This is a genomic window from Lelliottia jeotgali (assembly GCF_977070485.1).
The window spans coordinates 169087-191870 of the sequence record NZ_CDRVFO010000005.1; the positions used below are offsets into that span (position 1 = coordinate 169087).

At 65.0% G+C, this 22784-nt stretch carries 11 protein-coding genes; 4 read left to right on the forward strand and 7 right to left on the reverse strand.

The window, feature by feature from the left end; translation table 11 throughout:
* Position 1: 1 nt before the first annotated feature.
* Positions 2 to 1426 carry a cytochrome-c oxidase, cbb3-type subunit I gene (gene ccoN / locus ACW4TB_RS09690; RefSeq protein WP_012315402.1) on the reverse strand — a complete coding sequence of 475 codons (1425 nt, stop codon included), beginning with the start codon at positions 1424 to 1426 and terminating at the stop codon, positions 2 to 4.
* A 49-nt stretch (positions 1427 to 1475) separates the two neighbouring features.
* Here ccoN and ACW4TB_RS09695 point away from each other — a divergent pair, with 49 nt between their 5' ends.
* A complete protein-coding gene (locus ACW4TB_RS09695) occupies positions 1476 to 2168 on the forward strand; it encodes an alpha/beta family hydrolase (RefSeq protein ID WP_012315401.1) in 693 nt (230 codons plus the stop codon).
* Between the two features lie 159 nt (positions 2169 to 2327).
* Here the strand turns inward: ACW4TB_RS09695 and ppnP are convergent, their stop codons facing one another.
* The gene (gene ppnP / locus ACW4TB_RS09700; protein WP_012315400.1) at positions 2328 to 2612 is read right to left on the reverse strand and encodes a pyrimidine/purine nucleoside phosphorylase; all 285 of its coding nucleotides are present in this window, start codon (positions 2610 to 2612) and stop codon (positions 2328 to 2330) included.
* A gap of 92 nt (positions 2613 to 2704) precedes the next feature.
* Positions 2705 to 3250 (reverse strand): exonuclease domain-containing protein, encoded by a 546-nt coding sequence (locus tag ACW4TB_RS09705; protein ID WP_119687513.1) that lies wholly within the window; start codon positions 3248 to 3250, stop codon positions 2705 to 2707.
* A gap of 190 nt (positions 3251 to 3440) precedes the next feature.
* Between ACW4TB_RS09705 and ACW4TB_RS09710 the strand changes: the two genes are divergently transcribed.
* Together ACW4TB_RS09710 and ACW4TB_RS09715 are read left to right on the forward strand one after the other, a co-directional pair.
* The gene (locus tag ACW4TB_RS09710) at positions 3441 to 4214 is read left to right on the forward strand and encodes a substrate-binding periplasmic protein (protein ID WP_455842956.1); all 774 of its coding nucleotides are present in this window, start codon (positions 3441 to 3443) and stop codon (positions 4212 to 4214) included.
* Positions 4215 to 4278: 64 nt separating this feature from the next.
* Complete coding sequence (locus tag ACW4TB_RS09715; RefSeq protein WP_279929986.1) at positions 4279 to 5292, forward strand: GNAT family N-acetyltransferase; 1014 nt, start codon at positions 4279 to 4281, stop codon at positions 5290 to 5292.
* Positions 5293 to 5399: 107 nt separating this feature from the next.
* Here ACW4TB_RS09715 and ACW4TB_RS09720 read toward each other — a convergent pair whose 3' ends face one another.
* On the reverse strand, positions 5400 to 5930 hold the full coding sequence (locus tag ACW4TB_RS09720; RefSeq protein ID WP_012315396.1) for an RNA polymerase factor sigma-70: 531 nt from the start codon (positions 5928 to 5930) through the stop codon (positions 5400 to 5402).
* Between the two features lie 305 nt (positions 5931 to 6235).
* Here ACW4TB_RS09720 and ACW4TB_RS09725 point away from each other — a divergent pair, with 305 nt between their 5' ends.
* The gene (locus ACW4TB_RS09725; RefSeq protein ID WP_279929988.1) at positions 6236 to 19189 is read left to right on the forward strand and encodes a non-ribosomal peptide synthetase; all 12954 of its coding nucleotides are present in this window, start codon (positions 6236 to 6238) and stop codon (positions 19187 to 19189) included.
* A 129-nt stretch (positions 19190 to 19318) separates the two neighbouring features.
* Here the strand turns inward: ACW4TB_RS09725 and dsbG are convergent, their stop codons facing one another.
* From dsbG to dsbD, 3 genes are read right to left on the reverse strand one after another with little or no spacing between them, the layout of a single operon-like run.
* On the reverse strand, positions 19319 to 20077 hold the full coding sequence (dsbG, locus tag ACW4TB_RS09730) for a thiol:disulfide interchange protein DsbG (protein ID WP_161872175.1): 759 nt from the start codon (positions 20075 to 20077) through the stop codon (positions 19319 to 19321).
* A 1-nt stretch (position 20078) separates the two neighbouring features.
* The gene (locus tag ACW4TB_RS09735) at positions 20079 to 20915 is read right to left on the reverse strand and encodes a TlpA family protein disulfide reductase (protein WP_012315394.1); all 837 of its coding nucleotides are present in this window, start codon (positions 20913 to 20915) and stop codon (positions 20079 to 20081) included.
* The gene (gene dsbD / locus ACW4TB_RS09740; protein WP_279929993.1) at positions 20915 to 22627 is read right to left on the reverse strand and encodes a protein-disulfide reductase DsbD; all 1713 of its coding nucleotides are present in this window, start codon (positions 22625 to 22627) and stop codon (positions 20915 to 20917) included. The genes ACW4TB_RS09735 and dsbD overlap by 1 nt, the downstream gene beginning before the upstream one ends.
* Between the last annotated feature and the right edge of the window lie 157 nt (positions 22628 to 22784).

Below are 22784 nucleotides of genomic sequence, written 5' to 3' on the forward strand. Positions count from 1 at the left end.
CTCAGGCCAGCTGGGCGTTGGCAGGGGCGGCCTCGGTGGCCGGTGCACGTACGGTGCGCCAAGTGTTCCAGGCCATCAGGAACATGCCACTGAGGAAGATCGCGCCACCGACGAAACGCACGATGAAGCCCGGGTGGCTGGCCACCAGGGTTTCCACGAACGAGTAGGTGAGCGTGCCGTCGCTGTTCACCGCGCGCCACATCAGGCCTTGGGCGATGCCGTTGACCCACATCGAGGCGATGTACAGCACGGTGCCGATGGTCGCCAGCCAGAAGTGCGCGTTGATCAGGCCGATGCTGTACATGCGTGCCTTGCCGAACACTTGCGGAATGGTGTGGTACAGCGCGCCGATGGAGATCATCGCTACCCAGCCGAGGGCACCGGCATGCACGTGGCCGATGGTCCAGTCGGTGTAGTGGGACAGGGCGTTGACCGTCTTGATGGCCATCATCGGGCCTTCGAAGGTGGACATGCCGTAGAACGCCAGTGACACCACGAGAAAGCGCAGGATCGGGTCGCTGCGCAGTTTGTGCCAGGCACCTGACAGGGTCATCATGCCGTTGATCATGCCGCCCCAGCTGGGGGCCAGCAGGATCAGCGACATCACCATGCCCAGCGACTGCGCCCAGTCGGGCAACGCGGTGTAGTGCAGGTGGTGGGGACCGGCCCAGATGTACAGGGTGATCAGCGCCCAGAAGTGGACGATCGACAGGCGATAGGAATACACCGGGCGTTCGGCCTGCTTGGGCACGTAGTAGTACATCATCCCCAGGAAGCCTGCAGTGAGGAAGAAGCCCACGGCGTTGTGGCCGTACCACCACTGCACCATGGCGTCGGTGGCCCCGGCGTAGACCGAGTACGACTTGGTCAGGCTGACCGGCAGTTCCAGGTTGTTGATGATGTGCAACATGGCTACGGTCAGGATGAAGGCACCGAAGAACCAGTTGCCGACATAGATATGCTTGGTGGTGCGCTTGATCAAAGTGCCGAAGAACACGATGGCGTAGCAGACCCAGACGATGGTGATCAGGATGTCGATCGGCCATTCCAGCTCGGCGTATTCCTTGGAACTGGTGTAACCCAGCGGCAAGGTAATGGCCGCCAGCAGGATGACCAGTTGCCAACCCCAGAAGGTGAACGCGGCCAGCCCTGGTGCGAAGAGGGTGGTCTGGCAGGTGCGTTGCACCGAATAATAGGAGGTGGCGAACAGAGCGCAGCCGCCGAACGCGAAGATAACTGCATTGGTATGCAGTGGGCGCAGGCGGCCGAAGCTGGTCCAGGGGAGGTCGAAGTTCAGGGAAGGCCAGGCGAGCTGGGCGGCGATGAAGACGCCGAGCCCCATCCCGACGATTCCCCACACCACCGTCATGATGGCGAATTGGCGGACCACCTTGTAGTTATAGGCGGTACTGCTGGTTGTGTTCATGTATGGGTTCCCATCCACGGTTATTGGCAGGCTTTACAGCGAGGCAAGCATGATTAATGGGCAACGTGCCGGTATTGACGGGGATCAATGGGCGAAGATCGGAAATGTTCCAGGCTTGCACTGCAATCCGGCGCAGAATCAGCAAGATGGCAGTGCTGCGGCGTGCCTGATCCTGGCCCATGGCGCTGGCGCGCCGATGGACAGCGGGTTCATGGATGAAATGGCGCAAAGGCTGGCGGCGCTTGGCGTAGGGGTGGTTCGCTTCGAGTTTCCCTACATGGCCGAGCGCAGGGCAGGGGGTGGCAAGCGGCCACCCAACCCACAGAAGGTGTTGCTCGAATGCTGGCGCGAGGTGTACCGGCAGGTGCGACCTTTGGTCACGGGCAAGCTGGCGATTGGCGGCAAGTCAATGGGCGGGCGCATGGCCAGCCTGCTGGCCGACGAGTTGGGTGCTGACGCGCTGGTGTGCCTGGGCTATCCGTTCTATGCCGTGGGCAAACCGGAAAAACCACGGGTCGAGCATTTGGCGGGCTTGCAGACGCCTGCTTTGATCGTGCAGGGCGAGCGGGATGCGCTGGGTAATCGTGAAGCCGTGCAGGGGTATGCGTTGTCACCGTCGATCGAGGTGAGCTGGCTGGTGGCAGGCGATCATGATCTGAAACCGCTGAAGGCTTCGGGGTTCAGCCATGAGCAGCATTTGCAGGCGGCGGCTGAGAAGGTAGCGGGGTTCCTCAGAGGCTGACTACCTGTAGGAGCGGCCTTGCCGGGGCGCCGGACCGGTCGGAAAGGGCTGCGAAGCAGACCCAGCAATTGTTGTTGCGCTGCTGAATCCTGGGGCCGCTTCGCAGCCCTTTCGCGACACAAGGCCGCTCCTACAAGCGACCGTGTGTGCAGCAACAGATCAGTCGCGATACTCGCACAGGTAGGCGGTATCCACCGCCACTTTCAGCTGGAACTTGCTGTCGGCGGCCACATTGAACTTGTCGCCGGCGTTGAAGGTTTCCCAGTTGTCGCTGCCCGGCAGCTTCACGGTCAGCGCACCGGAAACCACGTGCATGATTTCGCGCTTGGCGGTGCCGAACTCGTATTCGCCCGGTGCCATGACGCCGACGGTGGCCGGGCCTTCAGTGCCTTCGAAGGCGATCGACTTGACGGTACCATCGAAGTACTCGTTGACCTTGAACATGGGGCGACTCCTGAAAAAGAGGGGATGAAAAAGGGCTGGCCAGTATGCCCAAGCCCATCCGCCCCGTCATCTGCTTTCAGGCGGCCCAGAGCTCAAATGCCCGGCAGGCTCAAGGGCAATAGCCGCGCGGTATTGCGGGCATCCTCCAGCGCCCGGTGCTGTTGCCCGCAAAAATGCATACCGGCCAGTTGCAGGGCACCGTTCAGGCCCGTCGGACGCTGCAGATGACGAGCCTTGGCGAAGCGCTGCTTGAGGTTGATATGCGGCAGGTCGCGCAACAGGCTGTCGAGCTCATGTTGCTGCCATTCCTGCAGTAACTGCTGGCGGTCGTAATCACCCCAGCTGACCCAGGCCTGCAATTGCCCGCGATGGTGCCCCAACCAGCGTTCGAAACGCGCCCATACCTCGGGAAATGGCGCTGCGCTATCCACATTGGCCTGGCTGATGTGCGTCAGTTCGCGGCAGAACGGCGTCAGTTGCGGCCGCCGCCTGGGCCGCACGAAGCGCTGGAAGTGGTCCACTTCGCGGCCTTCACGGGTCACCAGGCTGGCGCCGATTTCAATGATTTCCATCTCCGTCACCGGCCAGCCACCGTCGTCGGTGGTGGCTTCCAGGTCGATCACCAACCAGTGGCCCATACCAGGCTCCCTCGCCATACATGCCAAAGCAGCGTAGCCAATGTCCGGCGTCACGGCATCCCCTGGCAAAATGCCCTCACTTTGGCATAACCAGCAGTTGTGCCTTGCCAGGAAAACGCCTAGCTTAGGCGCATCCAGGTATGAACCGTGATGAGTGTCCGTCTTGACTCCAGCGCCCGGCCGGAAGGCTTTGACCACCCTGTTGATGCTGGCCGCAGTATGGCTGGCGGCTCCGGTCTGGGCTGCCGATGCCATCGAGGTAAAGATCGGTGCTGCGCATTTCCCGCCTTATACGGTTCGCCCCGAGCAGGGGGCTGACACCGGGCTGCTGCCGCAACTGGTCGAAGCGTTGAACCGTCTGCAGCAAGATTATCGTTTCGTGCTGGTGCCCACATCGATTCAGCGGCGCTTTGGCGATTTCCAGCAAGGCCGCACCGATATGGCCATCTTCGAAAACCCGCAGTGGGGCTGGCAACGGATACCGCATCAGGCGGTGGACATGGGCCTGGAAGATGCCGAGGTGTTCGTGGCCAAACAGGCCGATGGCCGGGACCAGCACTATTTCGATGATCTCGCCGGCAAGCGCCTGGCGCTGTTCAACGGCTACCACTATGCATTCGCCCGTTTCAACCCGGACCCCAACTACCTGCGCAAGACCTACAACGCCACGCTGACCTATTCGCACGACAGCAACCTGCTGATGGTCCAGGCTGGCCGAGCCGACATCGCGCTGGTAACGCGCTCTTACCTCAGTGATTTCCTGGCGCGCAACCCGGCCAGTCACAGCCGGTTGATCGCCTCCACGCGCATCGACCAGGTCTACCATCACTATGCTTTGCTGCGCCCCGGCGCGCCTATCAGCGATGCGCAATTGGCCGCGCTGCTGCGCCACCTGCGTGATACCGGCGAACTGGCCCGCATCTTCCAGCCTTACCGGATCACCGTCGAAGCCCCCCATGACTAAATTCCCCGATTGCAGTGACGTTTTCAGAAGTGAGCCTTTCTTTCATTTTCTGTGAGCCCTGACCATGCCGTTCGATGCCGCTTCTCAGCCCTTGTCACAGCCTCGCTGGCGCAGCCTGAGCGCTGAAGAGGGCGATTGCTGGTTGAGCCTGACCCTGGAGGGTCACCCGCTGATCCAGGTGCGCCTGGCGCCAGCTGCTACCCTGGCGGTGCATATTGAACGCCTATGCCCCGAACGCCCACAGCAGGCCCTGTGGGCCGCCTGTTACTGGTTGTTGTCGCGGGATCCAGCCTGTCAGCGCCTTGCCTGGCACCTGCCCCAGCCTGTACCTGAGACCCTCGCCAGCGGCCTGTTGCTCAGCACGGAACAGCCAGGCGTGTACCTGTGCGAGCGCGCTATGTTCTGGCAGTTGCCACAGCCTTGGCTTGGCCAGTTGGTCAGCGGCGCATACCCACAACAGATGCAGATCAGCAATGGCAAGCGCCACCCGCGCCGCGCACCCAAGCCCCATGGCGAGGTGTATCGGCGCTTCGATGCGCGCCTGGGGAGTTGGGTGTCGCTGCGCACCCTGGAGATCGACCAGGACCTGGAGCGCTTCAATCGCTGGCAAAACAACCCGCGTGTGGAGCAGTTCTGGCAGGAGGGCGGGTCGCTGGAGCAGCACCGGGAATACCTGGCCAAGCTGGACGCCGACCCGCACACCGTGACCTTGATCGGCTGTTTCGACGATCAGCCATTTGCCTACTTCGAGGCTTATTGGGCCAAGGAAGACCGCATCGCGCCGTTCTATCAAGCTGACGACTACGACCGCGGCATCCACATGCTGGTGGGTGAGCAGGCGCATCGCGGTCCGCACAAGGTCGCCAGCTGGCTGTCGGCGCTGGTGCATTACCTGTTTCTGGATGACCCTCGCACCCAGCGGGTGGTGGCCGAGCCCCGTGCCGACAATGGCAAGATGATCGGCTACATGCACGACCAGTGCTTCCATTGCGACAAGGAGTTCGATTTTCCGCACAAGCGCGCAGCGTTGATGATTCTGGGGCGGGAGCGGTTTTTCGATCGTTGCAGGCTGGCTTAGGGGGGGCTTCGAGCTTCGAGCTTCAAGCTTCAAGCTGCAAGAGAGGGGCGCGTCGCCGCTGATCCATCTTGTAGCTTGTAGCTTGTAGCTTGAAGCTTGCAGCTGCTTCAGACCTGCCGGCTGGCGGTCTTGCGGCAATGTACCAGCGCATCACGGATCATGAAGTTGACCAGCGTGGGCGACACACCCAGCTCCTTGGCGATGTCTTTCTGCGGCACGCCGTGCAGGCGGTACATCTCGAAAGCGTAACGGGTGCGCTGGGGTAGCTCGTTGAGCGCCTCGGCAATGTGCTCGAGGGCCGCCAGGTTGATGTGCGTGGCTTCGGGCGAGGCATTCTGGATGACCACGTTCAAGCCTTCCTCTTCGCTGCCTGAATACTTCAGCTCCATCGCCTGTTTGCGGTAATGGTCGATGGCCAGGTTGCGCACGATCTGGAACAGGTAGCTGAGCTGGGCCTTGAACGACGAGGTGATCTGGGGGGCGGCGCCGAGCCGGAAGAAAGCGTCCTGCACCACGTCTTCGGCCCGTGAGCGGCAGCCGGTAATGCGGGCTGCGATCTTGACCAGGATACTGCGGTTGTCGACGAATGCCTGGAGTAATGGTGAATCGCACTTACTTGTGGATAGTTGTTCCGCCATGGAAATCACCTTGTCACAGAGGGGAATAGGAGCACCCCACATGGGGAAGCTTCCTACGACGTGCGACAAATTATTCAGAATGATAATGATTGTCAAATACGAAAGTTAATGAGTATCTATTAGTTTAAGTTCTAAGCAGGCGATCGTGATGCGCGTCACTTTCCGTGCGCCTGGTCGCTGCGACATCCCGGTAATTTCTTGCGCTGCCCATCCGTTCCCCTGTGTACATCCGGCCGCCGGACGCTGCCCGCCCAACCACGCGGGGCAGCCGGCCCGACTTACCCAGACACTGGCAGGAACACCCCATGATGGACGCCTTCGAACTCCCGCTCTCGCTGGTCCAGGCCCTGGCGCAACGTGCTGCGCACACCCCTGACCGCATCGCCTTGCGCTTTTTGGCCGATGCCCCCGGCGAGCAGGCGGTGCTCAGCTATCGGGACCTGGACATGCGTGCGCGCACCATCGCAGCAGCCTTGCAGGCCCGCGCCGCGTTCGGTGACCGCGCCGTGCTGCTGTTCCCCAGCGGGCCGGACTATGTGGCGGCGTTCTTCGGCTGCCTGTATGCCGGTGTCATCGCTGTGCCGGCCTACCCGCCGGAGTCTTCGCGCCAGCATCACCAGGAGCGCCTGCTGTCGATCATCGATGACGCCGAGCCCCGCCTGCTGCTGACCGTCGCAGCGCTGCACGACAGCCTGCAGGGCCTGCAAGCACTCGCCGCAGACAGCGCCCCTGAGCTGCTGACGGTGGATGGCCTGGACCCGGCCCTGGCCAATGACTGGCGCGAACCGGCGCTGGCCGGCGACGACATCGCCTTCCTCCAGTACACCTCCGGCTCCACCGCGCTGCCCAAGGGTGTGCAGGTCAGCCACGGCAACCTGGTGGCCAACGAGCAGTTGATCCGCCATGGGTTTGGCATCGACCTCAACCCCGACGATGTGATCGTCAGCTGGTTGCCGCTGTACCACGACATGGGCCTGATCGGCGGGCTGCTGCAGCCCATCTTCAGTGGCGTACCGTGTGTGTTGATGTCGCCAGGTTACTTCCTCGCGCGGCCGCAGCGCTGGCTGCAGGCGATCAGCGAATACGGCGGGACCATCAGCGGCGGGCCGGACTTTGCCTACCGCCTGTGCAGCGAGCGGGTCAGTGAGGCGGCCCTGGCCAGCCTCGACCTGAGCCGCTGGCGTGTGGCCTATTCCGGCTCCGAGCCGATCCGCCAGGACAGCCTGGACACCTTCGCCGAGAAGTTCGCCCCCTGCGGTTTCACGCCCAGCAGTTTCTTTGCCAGCTATGGCCTGGCCGAGGCCACCTTGTTCGTCAGCGGCAGCCGCCGTGGCCAAGGCATCGGCGCGCTGGAACTCGACGGCGACGCCTTCGCCGCCAACCGTGCAGAAGCCGGCAAGGGCAGCGTGCTGATGAGCTGCGGCTACCCGCAGCCAGGGCATGCGGTACGTATCGTCGAGCCGCAGTGCCTGGACGTGCTGAGTGACAATCGGGTTGGCGAAATCTGGGCCGCTGGCCCCAGCATCGCTTCGGGCTACTGGCGCAACCCTGAGGCCAGCGCTCGGACCTTTGTCGAAATGGACGGCCAGAGGTGGCTGCGTACCGGTGACCTGGGCTTCATGCGTGAAGGTGAAGTGTTCGTCACCGGGCGCCTGAAAGACATGCTGATCGTCCGTGGCCAGAACCTCTATCCGCAGGACCTGGAAAAAACCCTGGAACGTGAAGTCGATGTGCTGCGCAAGGGCCGTGTAGCGGTATTTGCCGTGGACGACCAGGGTGAAGAGGGGATCGGTGTAGCGGTGGAAATCAGCCGTAACGTGCAGAAAGCGTCCACCCCCGAGGCGCTGATCAAGACGCTGCGCCAGGTCGTCGCCGACGCCTGCCGCCAGGCGCCTGCTGTGGTCCTGCTGCTCAACCCGGGGGCATTGCCCAAGACCTCCAGCGGCAAGCTGCAGCGATCGGCCTGCCGCCTGCGCATGGACGATGGCAGCCTGGACTGCTATGCCCGCTTCCCGACGCCCGTCGAAACCGGTGAAACTGCCGCTGCCGGCGACGGCCTGCAGGCACGCATCGCGGCCCTCTGGTGCGAGGTGCTCAAAGCCGAATCAGTCGCCGCCGATGACCACTTCCTGCTGCTGGGCGGCAACTCCATTGCCGCCACCCAGGTGACTGCGCGCCTGGCCGATGAGCTGGGAATTGCGCTGGGCCTGCGCACGCTGTTCGAAGCACCGACCCTGGCGCAGTACAGCGCTGCCGTGGCGGCAATCCTTGCCCAGGGTGGTGGCGAAAAGGCGACCATTGCCCGCCTTGACCGTGGGCAGGCCCTGCCGCAGTCGTTGGCGCAAAACCGCCTTTGGCTGCTGTGGCAGCTGGCGCCGCAGTCGGCGGCCTACAACATACCTGCCGGCCTGCACCTGCGCGGCGAGCTGGACGAAGCTGCGCTGGATGCCGCATTCCAGGCGCTGGTGGCGCGCCACGAGTCGTTGCGCACCGTGTTTAGCGAAGAACACGGCCAAGCATTGCAGCGCATCGTGCCTCAGCAGGCGTTCACCCTGCGGCACCAGGACCTGCAAGGGCTGCCGGCCACCGACGTGGCCGAGCGCCGTGAAGCCGAAGCACAGCTCCCGTTCGACCTGGGCCAGGGCCCGTTGCTGCGCGTGACCCTGGTGCGGCTGGGTGACGAAGACCATCAGCTGTGGGTGACCTTGCACCACATCGTCGCCGATGGCTGGTCGCTGAACATCCTGCTCGACGAATTCGCCAAACTGTATGCCGCCCGCTGCCAGGGCCTTGAGGCTTCGCTGGCGCCTTTACCACTGGGTTACGCCGACTATGGCAACTGGCAGCGCCAATGGTTGGCCCAAGGCGAAAGCGCGCGCCAGCTTGAATACTGGAAAGCCCGGCTGGGTGATGCGCTGCCGGTGCTCGACCTGCACCCGGACCAGCCGCGTTCCAGCCAGCAGGCAAACCGCGCCGCACGCTTGAGTGTCAAAGTACCGGCCAAGCTGAGCGAAGCACTCAAGGGCCTGGCCGGCGAACATCAGGCCAGCTTGTTCATGGTGCTGCTGGCAGCCTGGCAGGGCCTGCTGCACCGCTACACCGGCCAGCACGACATCCGTGTCGGCGTGCCCAATGCCAACCGCCCGCGCCAGGAAACCCAGGGCATGGTCGGTTTCTTCATCAACACCCAGGTGCTGCGAGCGCAGCTCGACGGCCGCCTGCCGTTCACGCAACTGCTGGCTCAGGTACGCCAAGCGAGCCTCGATGCCCAGGCCCACCAGGACCTGCCGTTCGAGCAATTGCTCGAAGCGTTGCCCGACGCCCGTGAGCAGGGCCTGTTCCAGGTCATGTTCAACCACCAGCAGCGCGACCTCTCGGCCTTGCGCCGCCTGCCGGGCCTGCTGGCAGAAGAGTTGCCGTGGCATAGCCGCGAAGCCAAGTTCGACCTGCAGCTGCACAGCGAGGAAGACCACTTGGGCCGCCTGAGCCTGGCCTTCGACTACGCCGCCGAGCTGTTCACCCAAGATACCGTCACCCGCCTGGCCCAGCACCTGCTGGCGCTGCTCGAGCAAGTGTGCGCAGACCCGCAACTGGCCCTGGGCGACGTCGCTTTGCTGGATGAGCAAGGGCGCCAACAATTGCTGGCCTGGGGGCAGGCGCCGGCGCCGGCACCGCAGCGCCTGGTGGTCGAGCAACTCAATGAACAGGCGCGTCAGACCCCTGAGCGCAGTGCGTTGGTATGGGAAGGCGGCAGCCTGAATTACGCTGAGCTGCACCAACAAGCCAACCGCCTGGCTCATTACCTGCGCGACAAAGGCGTCGGCCCCGACTGCTGCGTGGCCATCGCTGTGGAGCGCTCGCCGCAACTGCTGGTCGGTCTGCTGGCGATCCTAAAGGCAGGCGGTGCCTATGTGCCGCTTGATGTCGACTACCCGGCCGAACGCCTGGCCTACATGCTGCGCGATTGCCAGGCCAGCCTGCTGCTGAGCAACAGCGGTAGGCTGGCCAACTTGCCGCAAGTCGACGGCGTCAGCGCTATTGCCCTTGACCAGTTGCACCTGGACAGCTGGCCAAGCCACGCGCCAGGCCTGCACCTGCACGGCGACAACCTGGCTTATGTGATCTACACCTCCGGTTCCACCGGCCAGCCCAAAGGCGTGGGCAACACCCATGCAGCCTTGGCCGAGCGCCTGCAGTGGATGCAGGCCACTTATGCGCTGGATGCCTGCGATGTGCTGATGCAGAAGGCGCCGATCAGCTTCGACGTGTCGGTCTGGGAGTGCTTCTGGCCGCTGATCACCGGCTGCAAGCTGGTGCTGGCCGGCCCCGGCGAGCACCGTGACCCGCAGCGCATCGCCGCGCTGGTGCAGCAACACGGGGTCACCACGCTGCACTTCGTGCCGCCTTTGCTGCAGGTGTTCGTGCAAGAGCCGCTGGCCGCTGGCTGCACCAGCTTGCGCCGGCTGTTCTGCGGTGGCGAGGCGTTGTCGGCGAGCTTGCGCGACCGCGTGCTGCAACGGCTGCCGCAGGTCCAACTGCACAACCGCTATGGGCCGACCGAAACCGCCATCAACGTCACCCATTGGCACTGCCGTGCTGAAGACGGCGAACGCTCGCCCATTGGCCGGCCGTTGGGCAACGTGGTGTGCCGTGTGCTCGATGGCGAACTGCAACTGGCCGCACCGGGCGTGCCAGGCGAGCTGTACCTGGGAGGTGCGGGTCTTGCCCGCGGCTACCTCGGCCGCCCTGGCCTGACCGCCGAACGCTTCGTGCCGCAGGCCGATGGCAATGGCGAGCGCCTGTACCGCAGTGGCGACCGTGCCCGCTGGCAGGTACAGGCCCAGGCACTGGAATACCTCGGCCGCCTGGATCAACAGGTGAAAGTGCGAGGTTTTCGCGTCGAGCCCGAAGAAGTCCAAGCCTGCCTGCTTGCTCAGCCGGGTGTCGAGCAAGCGCTGGTGCTGATCCATCAGGACGCCGTGGGCGCGCAGCTGGTCGGCTACTACAGCGGCCCGGGGCAAGCTGAGGCATTGCTCGCCAGCCTGGCCGAACGCCTGCCTGCCTACATGGTGCCAGCGCAACTGATCGCGCTTGAACACATGCCGCTGGGGCCCAGTGGCAAGGTCGATCGCAAGGCGCTGCCGGCACCGGTCTGGCAGCAGCGCGAACATGTCGCGCCGCAGACAGCGTTGCAGCAGCAGGTTGCGGCCATCTGGTGCGAGGTGCTGAACCTGCCGCGCATCGGCCTGCACGACGATTTCTTCGCCCTTGGCGGGCACTCGCTGCTGGCCACCCAGATCGTCTCGCGCACCCGCCAGGCCTGCGATGTCGAGCTGCCCTTGAAGGTGCTGTTCGAAGCCAGCGAGCTGGGCGCCTTCTGCGCTGAGATCGCCCGCATCCGCGAAGCCGGCGAACGCAACCTGCAGGGCGAGATCACCCGCGTCGACCGCCGTCAGGCTGTGCCGCTGTCGTATTCGCAACAACGCATGTGGTTCCTCTGGCAGATGGAGCCGGACAGCCCGGCCTACAACGTCGGCGGCATGGCGCGCCTGCGTGGCACGCTGCATGTGGATGCGTTCGAGCGCGCGCTGCAGGCGTTGATCGTGCGCCATGAAACCTTGCGCACCACGTTCCCCGCCATTGACGGTGTGCCGTACCAGTGCGTGGCCGCCGACGGCGCCGTACAGCTGGACTGGCAGGACTTCAGCACCTTGCCGGCAGCCATCCGCGAGCAGCGCCTGCAGCAACTGGCCGACGCCCAGGCGCACCAGCCGTTCGACTTGGAACGTGGCCCGCTGTTGCGCGCCTGCTTGGTCAAGGCCGCGGAGCGCGAGCACTATTTCGTGCTCACGCTGCACCATATCGTCACCGAAGGCTGGGCCATGGACATCTTCGCCCGCGAACTGGGCGAGCTGTACGAAGCGTTCGTCGATGAGCGCGAGTCGCCACTGACGCCGTTGCCGGTGCAGTATCTGGACTACAGCGTCTGGCAGCGGCAGTGGCTGGAAAGCGGCGAAGGGGCGCGCCAACTGGCCTACTGGAAAGCCCGCCTGGGCGATGAGCACCCGGTCCTGGCCCTGCCGGCTGACCGGCCACGCCCGGCCGTGCAGACCCACCGTGGCGAGCTGTACCGCTTTGAGCTGGACCCTGCGCTGGTTGCCCGCGTGCATGCCTTCAACAGCCAGCGCGGGCTGACCTTGTTCATGACCATGACCGCCACCCTGGCCGCCTTGCTGCACCGCTACAGCGGCCAGCGCGACCTGCGCATCGGTGCGCCGGTGGCCAACCGTATCCGCCCCGAAAGCGAAGGGCTGATCGGCGCCTTCCTCAACACCCAGGTGCTGCGCTGCGAGGTGGACGGGCAGATGACCGCCGCCGCCTTGCTCAACCAGGTGCGCCAGGCCGCCATCGAAGGCCAGTCCCACCAGGACCTGCCGTTCGAGCAGCTGGTAGAAGCTTTGCAGCCACCGCGCAGCAGCGCCTACAACCCGCTGTTCCAGGTAATGTGCAACGTGCAGCGCTGGGCCTTCCAGCAAAGCCGTGAGCTGGCAGGCATGCAGGTGGATTACCTAGTCAACGATGCCAGCGCCACCAAGTTTGATCTGTACCTGGAGGTGACCGACCTAGATGGCCGTCTCGGTTGCTGCCTGACCTACAGTCGCGACCTGTTCGATGAACCGCGGATCGCGCGCATGGCCGAGCATTGGCAACAGTTGCTGGTCGGCCTGCTGGACAACCCGCAACAGCGCCTGTGCGAGCTGCCGATGCTGGCCGGGGCCGAACAGCAGGTATTGCTCGACCAGTTGCAGGGTGAGCATGATCCCGCCCCTGACCAGACCCTTCACGGCCTGTTCGCCGCCCAGGCTGCACGCACGCCACAAGCCGGCGCGCTGACCTTCGGCGGCCGGCACCTGAGCTATGCCGAGCTCGACCAGCAGGCCAACCGCCTGGCCCGTGCCCTGCGCGAGCGGGGTGTCGGCCCGCAGGTGCGCGTGGGCCTGGCGCTGGAGCGTTCGCTGGAGATGGTCGTCGGCCTGCTGGCGATCCTCAAGGCCGGTGGCGCTTACGTGCCGCTCGACCCGGAATACCCGCTCGACCGCCTGCGCTACATGATCGAGGACAGCCGTATCGGCCTGCTGCTGAGCCAGCGTGCGCTGCTCGAAACCCTTGGCGAACTGCCCGACGGCGTAGCGCGCTGGAGCCTGGAGGACGACGCCGCAGGTTTGTCCGCCTACAGCGATGCGCCCTTGGACAACCTCAACCTGCCGCAGCACCAGGCCTATCTGATCTACACCTCGGGCTCCACCGGCAAACCCAAGGGTGTGGTAGTCAGCCACGGTGAAATCGCCATGCATTGCCAGGCGGTGATCAAGGCCTTCGGCATGCGCAGCGACGACTGCGAACTGCACTTCTATTCGATCAACTTCGACGCGGCCAGCGAGCGCCTGCTGGTGCCGCTGCTGTGCGGCGCCCGCGTGGTGCTGCGTGCACAAGGGCAATGGGGCGCAGAGGACATCTGCCAACTGGTGCGCGAGCAAAAGGTCAGCATTCTCGGTTTCACCCCAAGCTATGGCAGTCAGCTGGCCCAGTACCTTGCCGGGCAGGGCGAGCAAATGCCGGTACGCCTGGTGATCACCGGTGGCGAGGCACTGACCGGCGAGCACCTGACGCGTATCCGCCAGGCATTCGCCCCCCAGCAGTTCTTCAACGCCTACGGCCCGACCGAGACGGTGGTCATGCCCCTGGCTTGTCTTGCCCCTGACACCTTGCCCACCGATGCCGGCAGCGTGCCGATCGGCCGGGTGATCGGTGCCCGCAGTGCCTATATCCTCGATGATGACCTGGCGTTGCTGCCACAAGGCGGCATCGGCGAGTTGTACATCGGCGGGGTAGGGCTTGCCCAGGGCTATCACGACCGCCCTGGCTTGAGCGCCGAGCGTTTTGTCGCCGACCCGTTCAGCCATGACGGTGGGCGCCTGTACCGCACCGGTGACCTGGTGCGCCTGCGCGCCGACGGCCTGGTTGAGTATGTCGGGCGTGCCGACCAGCAGGTGAAGATCCGCGGCTTCCGTATCGAGCTTGGCGAAATCGAGAGCTGTCTGCAGGCGCATGCCGATATCGAAGAGGCTGTGGTGCTGGCTCACGACTTGCCCGGCGGCAAACAGTTGGTCGGTTACCTGGTGTGCAAGCCGGCCAGCGCTGACAGTGAGGTCCAGGCCCGGTTGCGCGAAGCGGTCAAGGCGCACACCCGCCAGCACCTGCCGGATTACATGGTGCCGGCGCACCTGGTGCTGCTGGGCAGCCTGCCGCTGATGGGCAACGGTAAGCTGGACCGCCGCGCCTTGCCGCTGCCAGACCTGGAACAGGCCCGCGAACAGTACCTGGCACCTGCGAACGCGCTTGAGGAGCAACTGGCGCAGATCTGGCGCGAGGTGCTCAACGTCTCCCGCGTGGGCGTACAGGACAACTTCTTTGAACTGGGCGGTGATTCGATCCTGTCCATCCAGGTGGTCAGCCGGGCCCGTCAGCTGGGCCTGCAGTTCACCCCGCGCGACCTGTTCCAGCGCCAGACCATCCAGACACTGGCCGCCGTGGCCAGCCGCAGCGAGGTGGCGAACAGCATCGAGCAGGGCCAGCGCCAGGGCCGCAGCGGCCTGACGCCGATCCAGCACTGGTTCTTCGACAGTGAGGTGGCCCAACCGCAACACTGGAACCAGGCCGTCTTGCTTCAGGCGCGCGTGCCGCTGGACAGCTCCCTGCTGGAGCGGGCCCTGGCCACCCTGGTGGCACACCACGACAGCCTGCGCCTGCGGTTTACCCAGGCAGATGGCCGCTGGCAGGGCGAATACGCCGCATCGCCTGGCGAGCAACTGCTATGGACTGCCACGGTGGCCGATTTCAATGCCTGTCAGGCCCTGTACACCGACGTACAACGCAGCCTGGACCTGGCTCAGGGGCCGTTGCTGCGGGCCTTGCTGGTCAGTGACGGGCAGGGCGCCCAGCGGCTGTTGCTGGCGATCCATCACCTGGTGGTCGATGGGGTGTCCTGGCGCGTGCTGCTCGAAGACCTGCAGGCGCTGTACCGTGGTCAGCCGCTGGCGGCCAAGACCCACGCCATGGCCGACTGGGCTGCGCGCCTGGCAAGCTACGCCGGCAGCGATTCGCTGCGCGATGAGCTCGGCTGGTGGCAAGACCGGCTGGGGGATGTGCGCCATGAACTGCCATGTGATCACCCGCAGGGCGGCAACCTGCAGCGGCATGCCGATACCCTGGCCATCGCCCTGGATGTGGAGCAGACCCGTCAGTTGTTGCAACAGGCCCCCGCGGCGTACCACACCCAGGTCAACGACCTGCTTCTGACTGCCCTGGCGCGCACGCTTTGCCGCTGGACCGGTGACGACGAGGTGCTGGTGCAGCTAGAAGGCCATGGCCGTGACGGGCTGTTCGAAGACATGGACCTGACCCGCAGCGTGGGCTGGTTCACCAGTGCCTACCCGCTACGCCTGAACCCTCAGGCGGGTGAGGACGACAGCGCCCGCGCCACCTCGATCAAACGCATCAAGGAACAGCTGCGCGAGGTGCCGCACAAAGGCCAGGGTTACGGCGTGCTGCGTTACCTGGCTGATGAGGCCGGGCGCGAGAGCATGGCCGCGCTGCCGCAAGCACGCATCACCTTCAACTACCTCGGCCAGTTCGACCAGCAGTTCGACAGTGCGGCGCTGTTCCAGCCGCTGGATGCCCCTGCGGGCCTGGCCCACGACCTCGACGCGCCACTGCCGAACTGGCTGAGCGTCGACGGCCAGGTCTATGGCGGTGCCTTGCAGTTGCGCTGGACCTATAGCCGCGAGCGTTTCGACGAGCAGACTATTGCGCGCCTGGCCGAAGCTTATCGCCACGAACTGCTGGCCCTGGTCGGCCACTGCCTGGCCCAGGGTACGGGCAGCTTCACGCCCTCGGACTTCCCACTGGCGCACCTGACCCAGGAACAGATCGACGCGCTGCCGGTTCCGGCTGCCGAAATCGAAGACGTCTACCCGCTGACCCCAATGCAGGAGGGGCTGCTGCTGCATACGCTGCTGGAGCCGGGTACCGGCATCTACTACATGCAGGACCGTTACCGCATCAACAGCGCCCTCGACCCGCAGCGCTTCGCCCAGGCCTGGCAGGCGGTGGTGGCGCGCCACGAGGCACTGCGGGCATCGTTCAGCTGGAATGCCGGCGAAGCGATGCTGCAGATCATCCACAAAGCGGGTAACACCCCTGTCGACTACCAGGACTGGCGCGGCCTCGACGACACGGCCCAGGAACAACGCCTGCAAGCACTGCACAAGCAAGAGCGCGAGGCCGGCTTCGACCTGCTGCGCCAGGCGCCGTTCCACCTGCGGCTGGTGCGGGTGGACGATGAGCGTTACTGGTTCATGATGAGCAACCACCACATCCTCATCGATGCCTGGTGCCGCTCGTTGTTGATGAACGACTTCTTCGAGCTCTACCAGGCCCTCGGCGAAGGCCGCCAGGCCCAGCTGCCGGTGCCGCCACGCTACCGCGACTACATCGGCTGGCTGCAACGCCAGGACCTGGACGAAGCACGACGCTGGTGGCAGGCCAACCTGGCCGGCTTCGAGCGCGCCACGGCGATCCCAAGCGACCGCCCGCTGCGTCATGACCATGCCGGTGACGGCATGCTGGTCGGTGACTGTTACACCCGCCTGGAGGTAAGTGATGGCGTGCGCCTGCGCGAACTGGCCCAGGCTCACCAACTGACCATCAACACCTTTGCTCAGGCGGCTTGGGCCCTTGTGCTTGCACGCTACAGCGGCGAGCGCGACGTGGCCTTTGGCGTGACCGTTGCCGGGCGGCCGGTGAGCATGCCGCAGATGCAGCGCACCGTCGGCCTGTTCATCAACAGCATCGCCCTGCGTGTGCAATTGCCCGAACCGGGCCAGCGCTGCAGCGTGCGCCAGTGGCTGCAAGGCCTGCTGGAGCGCAACATGGAGCTGCGCGAATACGAATACCTGCCGTTGGTGACGATCCAGGAGTGCAGCGAACTGCCCAAAGGCCAGCCGCTGTTCAACAGCTTGTTCGTGTTCGAGAACGCCCCGGTGGAGACCGCGGTGCTCGACCATGCCCAGCACCTCAACGCCAGCTCGGACTCGGGCCGTACTCACACCAACTTCCCGTTGACGGCGGTGTGCTACCCGGGCGACGACCTTGGTCTGCACCTGTCGTTCGACCAGCGCTACTTCGACCATTCAACCGTCGAGCGCCTGCTGGCCGAGTTCAAGCGCCTGTTACTGGCGTTGGTGCAAGGTTTCGACGGGCAGGTCAGCGAGCTGCCGTTGCTGGGTGAGGCAGAGGAACGCTTCCTGCTTCAGGCGTGCAACCACACCGAACGGGCCTATGCCTTGGAGCAGAGCTACGTCGCGCAGTTCGAGGCACAGGTTGCTGCACACCCCGGGCGCACGGTGGCCCGTTGCATGGAGGCGAGCTATGACTATGCCGGCTTGAACCTGGCAGCCAACCGCCTGGGCCATGCGCTGGTCGCTGCGGGTGCAGGCATCGATCAGCCGGTCGCGCTGCTGGCCGAGCGGGGCCTGCCACTGCTGGGCATGATCGTCGGCAGCTTCAAGGCAGGTGCCGGTTACCTGCCGTTGGACCCTGGCCTGCCGTCGGCGCGCTTGCAGCGTATCGTCGAGCTCAGCCGCACGCCGGTGCTGGTGTGCAGCGCAGCCTGTGCCGAGCAGGCGCGCCTGTTGCTGGACGAACTGGCCGGCGGGGCGCGGCCACGACTGCTGGTGTGGGAAGAGGTCCAGGCGAGTACTGTCGCCAGCCATAACCCAGGGATTCATAGCGGGCCGGACAACCTCGCCTACGTGATCTACACCTCAGGCTCCACTGGCCTGCCCAAAGGCGTGATGGTCGAGCAGCGCGGCATGCTCAACAACCAGCTGAGCAAGGTGCCGTACCTGGCGCTGAGCGAGCATGATGTGATCGCCCAGACCGCCTCGCAGAGCTTCGATATCTCGGTCTGGCAGTTCCTTGCCGCGCCATTGTTCGGCGCCAGGGTCGAGATCGTGCCAAACGCCATCGCCCACGATCCGCAGGGCCTGCTGACGCATGTTCAGGCTACCGGCATCACGGTGCTGGAGAGCGTGCCCTCGCTGATCCAGGGCATGCTTGCCAACGATCATCAGGCACTGGGTGGCCTGCGCTGGATGCTGCCGACCGGCGAAGCCATGCCGCCGGAGCTGGCCGCGCAATGGCTGCAGCGCTACCCGGGCATCGGCCTGGTCAACGCCTACGGCCCGGCGGAGTGCTCCGATGACGTGGCGTTCTTCCGCGTCGATCTGGCCTCGACCCGTGGCAGCTACCTGCCGATCGGCACGCCAACCGACAACAACCGCCTGTACCTGTACGGCGAGGACCAGGCCCTGGTGCCGCTGGGCGCGGTGGGCGAGCTTTGCGTAGCCGGTACCGGCGTGGGCCGGGGCTATGTCGGCGACCCGGAGCGTACCGCTCTGGCCTTCATCCCGCACCCGCACGGTGCGCCGGGCGAGCGCCTGTACCGCACTGGTGACCTGGCACGGCAGCGCCCGGATGGCGTGTTCGAATATGTCGGTCGCATCGACCACCAGGTGAAGATCCGCGGTTACCGGATCGAACTGGGTGAAATCGAAGCCCGCCTGCACGAGCAGGCCGAAATCCGCGACGCCGCCGTGGGTGTGCAGGACGGTATCAACGGCAAGCACCTGGTCGGATACCTGGTGGCTCATCAGGGCGTCACCGCAGATGCCGCGCTGCTTGAGCAGGTCAAGCAACGCCTGCGTGCTGATTTGCCGGAATACATGGTGCCGCTGCACTGGGGCTGGTTCGACAGCCTGCCGCACAACGCCAACGGCAAGCTCGACCGCAAGGCTTTGCCGGCCATCGACATCGGCGGCCAGCATGGCCAGGCCTACTTGGCGCCACGCGACGAGCTGGAAGAGGTGCTCACCGGTATCTGGGCCGACGTGCTGAAGGCCGAGCGGGTAGGGGTGCACGACAACTTCTTCGAGCTGGGCGGGCATTCGCTTCTGGCAACGCAGATTGCCTCGCGGGTGCAGAAACAGTTGCAGCTGAACGTCCCGCTGCGGGCGATGTTCGAGTGCAGTACGGTTGAGGAGCTGGCGGAGTATGTGCGTGGGCTGCAGGGCACTGCGCTGGATGAGGACAAAGTCGACCGGCTCAGTGACCTTATGGCCGAGCTCGAAGGGATGTAGGAAAGCGGGGCGCTGGGCGCCCATTTCGCCGGCAAGCCGGCCCACAGGTACAACACGGCTCATGGGCGCAGTGGAATATCTGTGGGAACCGGCTTGCCGGCAATGAGGCCGATGCAGCCGGCTGATAATTCAGCGCTTGCCGAGAATTTTCCCCAACAACTCCGGCCGCGGTGCCCCTTGCTGGCTCTGCAGGTTGCCCTGCTCATCCTGATAGAAGATCGCCGGGGTGGCCTGCAGGCCCATTTCTTCCATCAAGGCCAGGTTCGCCGCCAGTTTCTGCTGCACCGCCTCTGGCACCTTGTCCAGCGCTTTCAGCGTACTGGCCTTGCCTGCTTTCTCATGCTGTTCCAGCGCTTTGGCCGGGTCCTTGGCGGCCAGCAGTGCCGCCGATTTGCCTGGGCTGTCCTCGCGGATGATGCCGACCATGATATGGCGCAGCTGTACCTTGCCCGACTCCACCCATGGCCGTGCCTGCTGCCAGAACATGTTGCAGTACGGGCAGTTCGGGTCGCTGAACAGATATACCTTGCGCGGTGCATCGGCTTTGCCGTCAGCGATCCAGCTGGTTTTTTCCAGCTTTGCCCAAATGGCCTTGGACATGGGCCCGTACACCAGCTTTTCCAGGGGGGCGGCACTGAGGTCCTGGCCCTGTTCGTCAAACAGGCTGCCGACCAGTACATGCTTGCCATCGGGTGTGAGGTACAGGGCGATGCCGTTGTTCTGGTACTCGGCGGCGTAACCGCGCAGGCCATCGGGTGCATCGAAGCTGCCTTTGATCACGGCGCCCTTGGCTTGCAGTTGCTCGATTGCCTTGGGCAGGGTTTCGGCATGCGCCAGCGGGGTGGCCAGCAGGGCCAGGGACAGGGGCAGCAGTGCAGTCAGTCGCATGTCATTTTCCTTGTGCGGCAGGGGCGGGCGCAGCGGCCCGTTCGAAAGGTTCCAGGGCACGGTGCAGGCTGGCCCGGGACAGCTCGCCCAGGTGGCTGCCGATCAGCCGCCCGTTGGCGTCGTAGAACAGGGTGGTGGGCAGGGCCATCGAACCTACCCGCTGGGCCAGAATGCCGGTGCCGTCGAACAGCACATGGGTCAGGCTCAGGCCAGTGGTGGCGAGGAAGGTGCTGACGTTTTCCGGCGTCTCGCCCTGGTTGACGAACAGGAAAGTCACGTGAGGGTACTCACCCTGGGCGTGTTGCAGCACCGGCATTTCCCGGCGGCACGGCGGGCACCAGGTCGCCCATATGTTGATCACCAGCGGCTTGCCGCGATAGCTGTGCAGTGCAACCGATTGCCCGCTGGCATTGCGCAGGCTCAGCTCTGGCAGCTCGGTGCCCTTGCTGTACAGATGGCTGCCAAGGCTGGCCAGCCCCCAGAACAGCGCGCCACTGAACAGCGCCCAGCCCAGCGGGCGGCGCAGCCCGGGGTGGCGCCAGGCTTGCCAGAGGCTGGCGAGCACGACACCGATCAGCCCCGACCAGAGCAGAAAGCCACCATCGCGGATGTCGATCACCTGCACCAGGTCATCGCGGTACATCGGCCAGTAGGCCAGCACGAAGCCCAGGCGAGCGCACAGCAGGCCGATCAGGAACAGGTTGAAAAGCGCCGACTCCGGGCTTTCGCCGCCTCGCCGGGCGACCCACCAGCCGACCAGGCTGGCGATGCCCAGAGCGGCGAGCATCAACAGATGATTGAGGGCCATGGTCAGGGGCCCCAGGGTTACCGTCAGCATCAACCTTGGCTCCTGGTCTGGGCCCAATGTTGCAGGAATGCGGCCGCATCCACCTCGCCGGTGATGCGCCGTGCGCGGCGTTCTTCGCCTTCCGGGCCGAGCCAGATGATGCTGGGTGGGCCGGGTACCTGGTAGCGTTGCAGCAGCGCGCGGCTGGCGGGGGCATCGGCGGTCACGTCCAGGCGCAGCAGGTGCACGCCGGCCAGGCTGGCTTGCACATCGTCACGGGCAAACACCTTTTTTTCCATGACTTTGCACGATACGCACCAGTCGGCGTAGTAATCGACCATCACCCATTGGCCACGGGCTTTGGCCGCATCGAGCTCACGTTGCAGGTCCTCCGGGCGGCTGACGGTGACAAACGCATCTTCGGCGTGCTGAGTGGCCGAAGGTGCGGGGCCGCCGGCAAACGGGCGCAACGGCTGCCAGAGGTCATCGCCACCGGCGGCAGCGCCTATCAGCAGCAGGCCGCCCCACAATGCACCCAGCAGCGGTACGGCGCGCAAGGCAGGCAAGCGCTGCAGGGCCGGCCACGCGGCCCAGCCCAGTGCAATCAGCCATGCACCGCTCAAGGCCAGCAGCAGCGGAGCGGCCAGCAGGCTGCGTACGGTGTACAGGGCCATGGCCAGGAACACGAAGCCGAACACACCCTTTACCCGCTCCATCCAGGCGCCCGGGCGCGGCAGGTAGCGGTTGCCCAAGGTCACCAGCAACAGCAGTGGCACACCCATGCCCAGGCCAAGGCTGAACAGCACCAGCGCGCCTTGCAGCACATCGCCACTCTGCGCGATGTAAAGCAGGGCGCCGGCCAGCGGGGCGGTCATGCACGGCCCGAGCAGCAGGCCGGACAGTGCCCCCAATAGCGCCGCACCGTAGAGGTTGCCGCCCCGGGTGCTCTGCCCGGCACGGTCCAGGCGATCACGCAGGGCGGCTGGCAATTGCAATTCGAAAGCGCCAAACATCGGCAGGGCAAGTATCACGAACAGCGCCGCCAGGCTGCCGAGCAGCCAAGGCTGCTGCAGCCAGGCTTGCAGGCTGGCGCCAAGCAGCGCAGCGACCACGCCGAGCCCTGCATACACCAGCGCCATGCTCAGCACGTAGACCCCGGCCAGCACCCAGCCACGTCGTGCACTGGCGCCGTTGCCCATGACCAGGCCGGCGAGGATCGGCAGCATGGGCAGCGAGCAAGGGGTGAACGCCAGCAGCAGGCCGAGGCCGAAGAATGCCAGCAGGCTCCAGCCAAGGCTGGCGCTTTGCAGGCCGCTGGCCAGGGCTTGGTCGCTTGCCTGGTCAGTGGCAGGCGCGGCGCTGCCGCCCAGGTCGATGACAGTGGTTTGCGGCGGGTAGCACAGGCCGGCGTCGGCGCAGCCCTGCCAGCCCAGGCGCAACTGGCCGTGGGCGTTGGCGGGCAGCAGCAGTTCGAGTTGGTCGCGGTACACCGCGCTGTCGCCGAAGAATTCATCGTGATGGTTGAGGGCCGGCGGCAGTTGCGGGTGCTGCTCGACGGGCAGGCCGTCGAATTTCAGGCGCTTCTGGTAGAGGTAGTAACCCTGTTTGATCTGGAAATAAAGGCGCATCTGGCCGTCGGCCTGGCGGTCGTGGGTCAGGACGAACGCCTGGTTCACCGGCAGGAAGTCGGGTTTGACGTCGAACGGGTTGGCCTGCAGCGGGCCGGCCATAAGGAATGTGAGGAAGAGCAGGAGGACGCGCATGTCTTCGCCTTGGCAGATTTGAACGGGGCCATGCTGGCTTGAGTCGATTAACCCAAGGTTAACCTGTGGCCACGTTCGTGCGAGCTGAGCGTGGACATACCGCGACATACTGTCTGCTTGACTTTGCCAAAACCTACTTGAGTGCTGTAAAGTTGAC